The sequence below is a fragment of the Streptococcus sp. 1055 genome (assembly GCF_013276815.1).
GTDB classification, from domain to species: Bacteria; Bacillota; Bacilli; order Lactobacillales; family Streptococcaceae; genus Streptococcus; species Streptococcus pseudopneumoniae.
Window position 1 is genome coordinate 1 of record NZ_VMLT01000154.1, and the last position, 544, is coordinate 544.

Below are 544 nucleotides of genomic sequence, written 5' to 3' on the forward strand. Positions count from 1 at the left end.
AGGGAAGCTTTAAATAAAGTTAATGAGAAGAAAGCAGCATTAGAAGCAGCGAAACAAGCTTTAGTAGAAGCAGCAACACCAGAAGAAAAAGCTAAATTAAAAACAGCTGCAGATTCATTAGTAAAAGCTGATGAAACAGGTAAGACACCAGAAAGTATCGCAGCATATGAAAGAAAATATGAAGAATTAAAAGCACAATTAGAAGAAGCTAAAGCAGCAGCTGCCGCAGTAGAAGCAAAAGGTGATAATGCAACAAAAGCAGAAGTACAAGAAGCTCAAGCACAAGTAGAAGCAGCGAAAACAGCTTTAGACAAAGCAGCAGAGTTATTAGTTAATAAAGCAGACAAATCAGAGTTAACAAATGCAAAAGAAGCATTAAATACTTTAGCAACAGAAGCAGATCCAACAACAGGTAAGACTACGGATAGTGCAAAAGCATATAATGATGCGAAAACAGCTGCCCAAGAAGCGATTCAAGAAGCAGAAATAGTTATTAATGACGAAAATGCAACACCAGAAAAAGTGAGGGAAGCTTTAAATAAAG

General features: G+C 36.6%; 1 pseudogene. It reads left to right on the forward strand.

Annotated features, from left to right (window positions below):
- A pseudogene (locus HT699_RS11165) lies at window positions 1-544 on the forward strand (FIVAR domain-containing protein); the annotation flags it as partial.